2 protein-coding genes are annotated in these 1781 nt (G+C 46.0%); one reads left to right on the forward strand and one right to left on the reverse strand.

Annotated features, from left to right (window positions below; genetic code table 11):
- The first annotated feature begins 193 nt into the window (after nt 1-193).
- Nucleotides 194-568: a NirD/YgiW/YdeI family stress tolerance protein gene (locus KDK14_RS16165; RefSeq protein WP_257266209.1), complete on the forward strand. Its 375-nt coding sequence runs from the start codon at nt 194-196 to the stop codon at nt 566-568.
- Between the two features lie 201 nt (nt 569-769).
- Here KDK14_RS16165 and cysQ read toward each other — a convergent pair whose 3' ends face one another.
- Nucleotides 770-1612, reverse strand: a complete 843-nt coding sequence (gene cysQ, locus KDK14_RS16170) for a 3'(2'),5'-bisphosphate nucleotidase CysQ (RefSeq protein ID WP_257266210.1) — start codon at nt 1610-1612, stop codon at nt 770-772.
- Between the last annotated feature and the right edge of the window lie 169 nt (nt 1613-1781).

Raw genomic sequence — 1781 nt, forward strand, 5'->3', positions numbered from 1 at the left:
CATGGATGCAGGAGCAGTTGCCGGGAGTGCCGACACAAGGAGTCAGAAATATATGCTTTCACAGGATTATCTACGTATTATTAATCTGTGATTAGCTACAAAAATAATTTGTTTTTTTCAAGACGAAACGAAAATTGCATCATAATCCGGCACTGCCGAATAACCCTATATGGATTCAATAGAGATAAGTGTTATGACAAAAGGACAGTTATCAGGAATAATCCTGTCAGGTTTTATTGCCTCGGCCTGCTCTCAGGAAACACCCTTTGATGACGAGAGCACTACATCAGAAAAACTCTTGTATCACAAGCACAGTGTTGAAGAAATTCTGAACGCATCGGACGATGAAGAACTGGTACGGCTCTCTGGTGAAATTATTAAGAAAATCAAAGGGAAAATATATCTGTTTCGGGGTGAAACCGGTGAGATTAATGTGGTTATTGATGATACAGCCCTGCCCGATAAGAAAGTCAAGTTGAACTCCCCCACCATTATCAAGGGTGAGGTGGATAATCCACCCGACCGAGCCCCCAGGGTTGAGGTGGACGATATTCATTATGTTTTTTAACGCTTATCCGGCCGGGCAATTAATTAGCTAACCCTGTGAAATCCTATATTTACGCGATGCCCGGGATCTTTTAAATTTTTGAAAAAATGCCACCCCCTTTGCTGCCAGGGTTGTCAGCGGTTTCATTCATACGTTTATACACCAGAAATATTTGATTCCATATGGCCAGCGACTCAGGTTTAAAACTCAGAAATGTGCAAATTATTCCGGAGTAATTCCTGGCATGCGCGGCGGCCAGAAATTATCCCATTGAATGGTTTTATCACCCAATACAAGAAAGTCTGGATTAATAAGACTCTCTTTCAGGTTGTAACTGAAGCGCTGGCCATCCGCATCAAGAAATAAACCTCCAGCCCCTTCAACAACGGCCTGAACAGCCCCGGTATCCCATTCAGAGGTTGGCCCGATCCTGGGGTAGATATCCGCCTGGCCTTCCGCAATCAGGCAACTTTTTAATGCACTGCCAACTTTTCTGGATACAAGCTTCGGATAAACCCTTTTCAGTAAATGAAGGTAATCACTGGCCTGCTCTGTGCCGTAACTCCGGCTGCCGAGCACCATAACTTCTTTTTCCGGAGCAAACTTTCTGGGCCGAATCGCCCGGGCGACAGCACCTTTAACCTGTTTCCGGGCGCCCAGGCTATGCCCCCCCCAGTAAGTGGTATCAGACGCGGGAATATGAACAATGCCAAGGACAGGATAGTTATGCTCAATCAGGGCAATATTGACTGAAAATTCACCATTGCGGTTAATGAACTCTTTGGTTCCATCCAGTGGGTCAATCAGCCAGTAACGTTGCCAGTTTTTTCTTTCCTGCCAGGAGGGATGAACCGATTCTTCAGAAAGCAGAGGATATGTGACCGGCAAACCTTTCAGTCCATGAACGATGATCGCATTTGCTGCCAGGTCAGCCTTGGTGACAGGCGTGGTATCCGCCTTGGTTTGTACCCCGATATCATCCTGATGATAGATGGTGAGAATGCCTTTTCCTGCCTCTCGGGCAATGTGAACTAACTCAGGAATTAAAGACTCAGGATTGCTCATATCTCGCACTCATAAAGGTGGATCAGGCTCTGTTGGCCCAGCTAATTGTCAACCAGTAACCCCGCTTGAAGTTACCGGGAGGCTGTTTGAGAATAGCGCCCGACTGGGCGTCCCCGTAGCGAGGATGGCAGAAAATTGAGGATAAAAAGTCGGAAATTTTTAGTGAATA

Source organism: Endozoicomonas sp. ONNA2, from assembly GCF_024606365.1.
In the GTDB taxonomy this organism is placed as follows: Bacteria; Pseudomonadota; Gammaproteobacteria; order Pseudomonadales; family Endozoicomonadaceae; genus Endozoicomonas.

What these genes read in the sequence shown, in the direction of transcription:
- cysQ (WP_257266210.1), bottom strand. Translation starts at nt 1,612, where the DNA reads ATGAGCAATCCTGAGTCTTTAATTCCTGAGTTAGTTCACATTGCCCGA.
- KDK14_RS16165 (WP_257266209.1), top strand. Translation starts at nt 194, where the DNA reads ATGACAAAAGGACAGTTATCAGGAATAATCCTGTCAGGTTTTATTGCC.